Origin of the sequence: Halomonas sp. Mc5H-6 (genome assembly GCF_024124705.1) — a bacterium.
In the GTDB taxonomy this organism is placed as follows: domain Bacteria; phylum Pseudomonadota; class Gammaproteobacteria; order Pseudomonadales; family Halomonadaceae; genus Vreelandella; species Vreelandella subterranea.
The window spans coordinates 1-7,064 of the sequence record NZ_JAMXSI010000025.1 but is presented as its reverse complement, the minus strand read 5'-3'; the positions used below and the strand labels follow the sequence as shown (position 1 = coordinate 7,064).

At 58.6% G+C, this 7,064-nt stretch carries 7 protein-coding genes; 1 reads left to right on the top strand and 6 read right to left on the bottom strand.

The window, feature by feature from the left end; genetic code table 11:
- The 5 genes from NH395_RS18200 to NH395_RS18180 form a co-directional block, all read right to left on the bottom strand.
- Positions 1–223, bottom strand: a 223-nt coding sequence (locus NH395_RS18200) for a dihydroxy-acid dehydratase (RefSeq protein ID WP_253026907.1), incomplete at its 3' end; no start/stop codon positions are given.
- Positions 224–286: 63 nt separating this feature from the next.
- A complete protein-coding gene (araH, locus tag NH395_RS18195) occupies positions 287–1,297 on the bottom strand; it encodes an L-arabinose ABC transporter permease AraH (RefSeq protein WP_253026905.1) in 1,011 nt (336 codons plus the stop codon).
- Between the two features lie 83 nt (positions 1,298–1,380).
- Positions 1,381–2,874: an L-arabinose ABC transporter ATP-binding protein AraG gene (gene araG, locus NH395_RS18190; protein WP_253026903.1), complete on the bottom strand. Its 1,494-nt coding sequence runs from the start codon at positions 2,872–2,874 to the stop codon at positions 1,381–1,383.
- A 26-nt stretch (positions 2,875–2,900) separates the two neighbouring features.
- Positions 2,901–3,908, bottom strand: a complete 1,008-nt coding sequence (locus NH395_RS18185) for an arabinose ABC transporter substrate-binding protein (protein WP_253026901.1) — start codon at positions 3,906–3,908, stop codon at positions 2,901–2,903.
- 89 nt (positions 3,909–3,997) lie between these two features.
- Positions 3,998–5,224 (bottom strand): aldose epimerase family protein, encoded by a 1,227-nt coding sequence (locus NH395_RS18180; RefSeq protein WP_253026899.1) that lies wholly within the window; start codon positions 5,222–5,224, stop codon positions 3,998–4,000.
- A 150-nt stretch (positions 5,225–5,374) separates the two neighbouring features.
- On the opposite strand from NH395_RS18180, the gene NH395_RS18175 reads away from it, so the two are divergent.
- Positions 5,375–6,316 (top strand): LysR substrate-binding domain-containing protein, encoded by a 942-nt coding sequence (locus NH395_RS18175; RefSeq protein ID WP_253026897.1) that lies wholly within the window; start codon positions 5,375–5,377, stop codon positions 6,314–6,316.
- Here the strand turns inward: NH395_RS18175 and NH395_RS18170 are convergent.
- On the bottom strand, positions 6,313–7,064 hold a 752-nt coding region (locus tag NH395_RS18170), incomplete at its 5' end, for a dihydroxy-acid dehydratase (protein ID WP_253026895.1). The genes NH395_RS18175 and NH395_RS18170 overlap by 4 nt on opposite strands.

The following is a 7,064-nucleotide window of genomic DNA, read 5'->3' as shown; positions in this document are numbered from 1 at the left end:
CCGCTTCCAGGATGCCCTGCTTGACGTGGTCCGCCAGCTTGCGGAAGTGGGCGTTGCAGGGCGTCAGCTCCGACCAGGTGTTGCAGATCCCGATAATCGGCTTGCCCTGGAACTCATGGTCAGGAATACCCTGATTCTTCATCCAGCTGCGGTACATAAAGCCGTTCTTGTCGGCGGTGCCGAACCACTGGGCAGAGCGTAGGGGCGGCTTGCGATCAGACATGGGGGGCTCTCCGTAAAAAATCGGTGAAAAAGATCATGGTAAAAAAGGTATTGAGAAGTGGTGTTAAGCCCGCTGACGGCGCGTGTGTTTCCAACGATCGAACATCACCGCCAGCAGCAGAATCGCGCCGCGCACCAGGTACTGGTAGAAGGTCGGCACGTTGAGCAGGCCCATGGCGTTCTGCACGCAACCCATGATCATCACCCCGACCAGCACGCCGGTGATCGTGGCGACACCGCCCGATAGCGCCACGCCGCCCAGCACACAGGCAGAAATTACCGCCAGTTCCAGCCCCATTGAGGTATTGGGATCACCCAGCCCCATGCGCGATGCCAGCAATACACCAACCACGCCCGCAACGACGCCCTGGAGGCCGAAAACGATAATCTTGAGGCGACGGACGTTGACCCCGGCCAGCGCGGCGGCTTCGGCGTTACCGCCGGTAGCCAGCACGTTGCGGCCAAAAGATGTCATATTGAGTATCACGCCAAAGATCACGAAGCAGGCCAGCATGGTCCATACCGGCAGGGTCAGGCCCAGAAAGGAGGCACTACCCAGGTCAAAGAAGCTCGGCACGGTAATCATCACGGCATCGCCGCCGGAGGTGATGTAGGCCAGCCCACGCACAAACTCCATCGCCGCCAGGGTGGCAATCAGTGAGTTGATGCCGAACTTGGCAATCACCAGGCCGTTGAAGGCCCCTACCGCACCACCGGCGACAATGCCGCCCATCACGCCGATAAATACGCTACCGGTGTTGGTCGTCACCACCGCTGCCACCACCCCGGCAAAGGCCACGGTGGAAGCCACCGAAAGGTCCACCTCGCCCAGCGCCAATACCAGCATCATGGTGGTGGCCAGGCTACCGATCAGAGTGACCGAAAGCAGCAGCCCGACCATATTGCGCCCGGTGAGAAAGTCAGGGATAAGTACGGCAAGGGCCACAAACAGCAGCAAGAAAATGGCAATCAGCCCGGAAGTATCCAGCAGCGTGCGAAGCGGCTTGATAAGCCCCTGGCGCCCCGCCGGACGGGCAGGTGCATTCTCACCTTGGGTTACGTTGTCGGTTGTCATGGTGTTTGTCCTGAGCTTGTGTTTTGAAGAGCTTGAGTCCTGAAAAACATCTGCTCTGAAATTTGTGGTCTAAAAAGTAGGCATCAGGCAGGCAGTGCCAGCCCCAGTAGCCGTTCGGGGGTGGCTGATTCGCGTGGCACCACTTCCACCAGCTCGCCGTCGCGCATCACGGCAATGCGGTCACAAATGGAACTGACTTCCGCCAGGTCACTGGAAATCACCACCACGCTTTTGCCCTGCTCGGCCAGGTCGTAAAGCAGCGAGTAAATATCTCGGCGAGCGCCCACATCGATACCCCGCGTCGGCTCGTCCATTACAAACAGGTCGATTTCTTCGGCGAGCCAGCGGGCCAGAATCACCTTCTGCTGATTGCCCCCGGAGAGTTTGCCAATAGGCGATCGCGGGCCCGGAGTCTTGACGCTGAGCTGCTGGATATACGACTCGGCGTTGCGCCGCTCACGCCCGGGGTGGCGGAAAAACCCCCAGCGTTTGAAAAAACGCCGACAGCTGATATTGAGGTTGTCGGAGACGCTTGCCACCGGGAAGATGCCCTGGGATTTGCGATCTTCCGGGCACATGGCAATGCCAGCACGAATCGCTTCGCCAGGACTCTTGAAACGCCGCGACTCGCCGTTAAAGGTGACGCTACCGGCTTTGGGGGATTCAACGCCGCACACCAGCCGAAGCAGCTCACTGCGACCGGCGCCCACCAGGCCAAACAGCCCGAATACCTCACCGCGCTTGACGGAAAAGCTCACCGGCGCCTGGAGGCCGCGTCCTTCGATACCCTCGACGCTCAAGACCACGTCACCCTGTTCCCGGGGGCGATAGCCATACACATCGTCGATATCGCGACCGACCATTTCGCTCACCAGCAGGTCATGATTCAGGGACGACATATCCTCATGGGTACGAATATGCTGACCGTCGCGGAAGATGGTGACCGCATCGCACATCTCGAACACCTCCTCCATACGATGGGTCACGTAGAGCACGACGCGCCCTTCGTCGCGCAGTCGTTGGACGATGCGCTTGAGTTGGCGGGTTTCCTGAATAGAGAGACTGCTGGTCGGCTCATCAAAGGCGATTACCTTAGCGTCGCGCAGCAACGCACGACCAATTTCAATCATTTGCTGCTGGCCGATGGAAAGCTCGCGTACCTTGGTCGAGGGATGAATCTCCCCCTCGCCCAGGTCGGCCAGGATCGCCATGGCTTTTTCCTTCAACTGACGGCGGTTCACGAACCCCTGCCGCGTGGGCAACTGGCCCAGCAACAGGTTCTCGGCCACCGACATATTCGGCGAGAGCGTCAACTCTTGATAGATGATGGCGATGCCTTCGCGCAACGCCTCCCGCGTGTTGCTGAAGACATGACGCTTGCCATCAATCCACAGCGCCCCTTCGGCAACGTGGTTAACGCCACTCAGCACCTTGAGAAGGGTCGATTTACCCGCGCCGTTTTCGCCCATCAACGCATGCACCTGGCCGGCGTGAGCATCAAAGCTCACGCCATCCAGCGCACGCACGCCAGGAAAAACGACACTGATACTATCGAAACGTAAATAAGCATCAGACATGCGAAAGCACTCCAGCAGACAATCTGTTACAGACCCAGCTCTTCGCGAACTTCCTGCCAGTTATCACGGGTCATCAAGGTGCCGGAGGTCTCGGTATTCGCCTGTGGCTTTTCATCCTCGGTAATCCAGCGATAGAGGTCTTCCGCCGTCTGACGGCCGTGCATGGTGGAGCTCACCGCTACGGTGCCGTGAAAGCCGGTCGGGTTTTCACGGGAGAACTCGGCAAAGGCCGCACCTGAACCGTTGATCCCAACCCCGATAACATCCTCAGAGGGTATGCCGTACTGTTCGGTCGCCCTGACCCCGCCAAGTACGCTCTCCTCATTGAGGGCATAGATCACCCAGTGCTCGTAATCGCCGTGCTGGGCGAGCACCGGTGAGGCGGCCGAGAAAGCGCTGGAGGTATCGGTATTTTGCTGGGGGGCGTCGAAGATGTTGTCTTCGGAGAAGCCCGATTCCAGCAGCGCCTCGGTGGCACCATCGGTGCGTTCAACGGCGGTGGGCAGTTCATTATTGGTAATACGCAGCGCGGCAACCTCTTCAGGGTTCCAGCCGCGGGCTTCCATTTCGTCGGCAATCGCATTGCCTACCTGCTGGCCGATCTTATAGCCGGACATGCCCAGATGAGGGACGCCCTCCATCGGCTCACCGCTGGAATTGACAAACTGATCATCGACGGTGATCACTTTCATATCGTACTGCTCAGCACGGTTCATGATGGCTGGCCCCAGACGCACATCCGGCGGGCAGATGACAAACCCTTCAGCGCCCTGGGAATTGAGGTTATCAATGGCACTAAGCACTTCCTGGCCGTCTTCACCACCCAGCCGTACCACGTCGAAACCGAGTTCTTCACCGACTTCGGTAGCCGCCCGCTGTTCATTGATAAACCACGCCTGTTCCGGCTTCTTGACGATAAAGCCGATCTTCACCTCGTCATCCTGCGCCTGCGCAGTGCCCAGAGACGCCAGCATAACGGCGCTACCGAGGGCTAACCGGGTAAAAGTCGTGGTCAGGTTTGTTGTTAATTGCATGGTCGTACTCCTGATGTGTTAGCGAATCTTGTTGTTGATTGTGATGATGGCTGTTGATGTCTCAGGTTGCCGGGGCAAGCCACGACAGGTTACGAATCAAACGCTTCCTGAGCAGAAAAGCGATATACCGTGCGTGAGCGATACGTTTCGTCGGGCTCCAGGATCGTGCTGGGAAACGCCTCCTGGTTGGGGGAATCAGGATAATGCTGGGTTTCCAGGGCAAAGCCGGAACGGTGCCCGTAAGGCTCGCCCCGCTTGCCGGTCAGGTTGCCATCGAGAAAATTACCGGAATAGAACTGGATACCGGGCTCGGTGGTTTCGATTTCCACCATGCGTCCGCTTTGCGGCTCCCATACCTTGGCAGCCAAGACAAGCTCATCCGACGCTGCGTTGTCGCGATCCAGCACGAAATTGTGGTCATAGCCACCGCCAAAACCCAACTGATCGTTGTCCTGATCAATCCGCTCACCGATCGGCGTCGGCTGGGTAAAGTCGAACGGTGTGCCGTCTACCGAGCGGATTTCGCCGGTGGGAATCAGGCTGTCGTTGACCGGTGTAAATTCAGAAGCGTTGATCAGCAAATGGTGATCGAGAATGGTGTCGCTGCCTTCGCCCTTCAGGTTGAAGTAGCTGTGCTGGGTCAGGTTGACAGGCGTGGCTTTATCAGTGGTGGCGCGATAATCCACCATCAGCTCATCGTTATCGGTCAGGGTGTAGGTGACTTGCGTCTCCAGCCTCCCCGGATAGCCCTCTTCGCCATCCTCGCTGGTATAGCGCAGCACAAGCCCCGTGCCCGACGCGTTATCGAACGGCTCGGCCTGCCACAAGACCTTATCGAAGCCCTGAGCGCCGCCGTGTAGATGATTGTTGCCATCATTGGTGGCCAGTGAGTAGGTCTCGCCATCGAGCGAAAACTGACCACCCGCTATGCGGTTGCCGTAGCGCCCGATGATGGCACCGAAATAGGGATTGGCCTGGCGGTATTCGTCGGAAAGATAGGCCTCAAGCGAGTCGAAACCCAGCGCGATATCATCGAACTCACCGTCTACATCGGACGTCTTCAATGACAGGATGATGCCGCCGTAGTTGGTGACCTGAAGTTCGATACCATTAGCATTGGTAAACCGATAAACATCGACCTGACGGCCATCCGGCAATTGACCAAATACCGATTTATCAATGCTGCGTTCCGCGCCATTTCCAGCGGTGGTTTCTTCGCCTTGTGCCTGAGTAGCACCAAGCAATAGCATCGCGATACCGGCACTCAACAACAGGCTGGGCCTTGCGCTGGCCCTATGAGCGTACATGAGAGGCATGATATTGCTCCTTGAATTTTTGTTATTAGGGCGACGTTAGCGTCGCATATACAAGCGTTACAGTAGACACCTCTACCATAACCAACCAATATACGAACATGGCAACTTTGATATGCTTATTGCTATCAATAACAACAAAAGGCTTATTCCATGGGCGTTCTCAGCGAGAACTGGTTTTTGGACGTGCGACTAAAGTTGCGCCATTTACAGCTTTTTTTAGCGCTCGACGAGCAGCGTAACCTTCACCGTGCGGCCGCTCAGTTACATATGAGCCAGCCCGCCGCCTCAAAGTTACTCAGCGACCTGGAAACCAACCTGGGCACTCGTTTATTCGACCGCCACCCCCGCGGACTGACGCCTAACTGGTACGGCGAGATAATGATTCGCCACGCGCACAGTATGTTATCGACACTGCGCCAAACGGGTGAGGAGTTGGATGCATTAGGTGAAGGCAATGCAGGTACGGTGGCCGTCGGCACGGTAATGGCCCCGGCGGTGACGCTACTGACCAGCGCTATCGAACGAGTACACAGAGACCGGCCGGGACTTAAAATCAGTGTTGATGTGGATGTCAGCAAGGCCCTGGTGCCACGCTTGCTTGAAGGCGAACTGGACTTCGCGATTACGCGGATTCCGGCGGGCTTTGACGTGGAGCGCTTTGTATTTGAAGAGATTGGCGAAGAGGAACTGTGTTTTGTCTGCCGCCAAAATCACCCGTTAGCCGATAAAACCACACTTAGCCTGTGCGACATGGCGGACTACCCGTGGTCGTTACAGCCCATTGGGGCGCTGATGCGTCAGCGGGTCGACAGCCTGTTTTTGCATCATCAGGTAACGCCGCCACGCCAAATCGTCGATACGGCGGATTTAATGGTGTCCCTCGCACTGGTCGATAAATCCGACACCATCACAGTGACCACCCGCGAAGCCGCCAACCTGCTATGCAACCCGCAGCGCTTCCATCTTCTGCCCTTCAGCGAGACGCTCAGCGTTCAACCCTATGGGCTGGTAAGTTTGCGCCACCAGCGGCTCTCCCCCGGCGCTGCGGCGCTGATGAGCACGCTAAGGGAGATTATTGCCCAGTCCGGTTAATGCGAGTGCCGGGGCACCTCCGCCCCCCGGCAGCCGACCAGGAAGTCGAAGTCACAGCCTTCGTCCGCTTGCAGCACGCGCTCGATATACAGCTGCCGGTAGCCGCCCTGGCTGGCGATCAGTGTCGAGGCGGCAGTGGGGTCGCCTTCGGCCAGGCGCGCGGCGAGTTCTTCGTCGCTGATGTCCAGGTGCAGTCGCCCGCTTGCGCAGTCGAGTTCGATCCAGTCGCCGTTGCGTACCGCGGCCAGCGGGCCACCCGCCGCGGCTTCCGGGGCCACGTGCAGCACCACGGTGCCGTAGGCGGTGCCGCTCATGCGCGCATCGGAGATTCGCACCATGTCGGTAATCCCCTGGGCGAGGATCTTGGGCGGTAGGCCCATATTGCCTACCTCCGCCATACCGTGGTAGCCCCGGGGGCCGCAGTGCTTCATGACCAGAATGTCGTTGGCTTCCACGTCCAGGTCCGGGTCGTTGATGCGCGCCTTGTAGTCGTCGAAGTCTTCGAAGACCACCGCGCGGCCGCGGTGCTGCATGAGTTCGGCTTTCGCCGCCGAGGGCTTGAGCACCGCGCCGTTGGGGGCGAGATTGCCGCGCACCACGCAGATGCCGCCGTCGGCGGTGAGGGGGTTGTCCAGCGGGCGGATCACCTCATCGTTGTAGTGCGGCGCGTCTTTGACGTTCTCCCACAGGGTCTTGCCGTTAACGGTGAGCGCGTCCTTGAACGGCAATCGGTCGGCCTCGCCGAGGC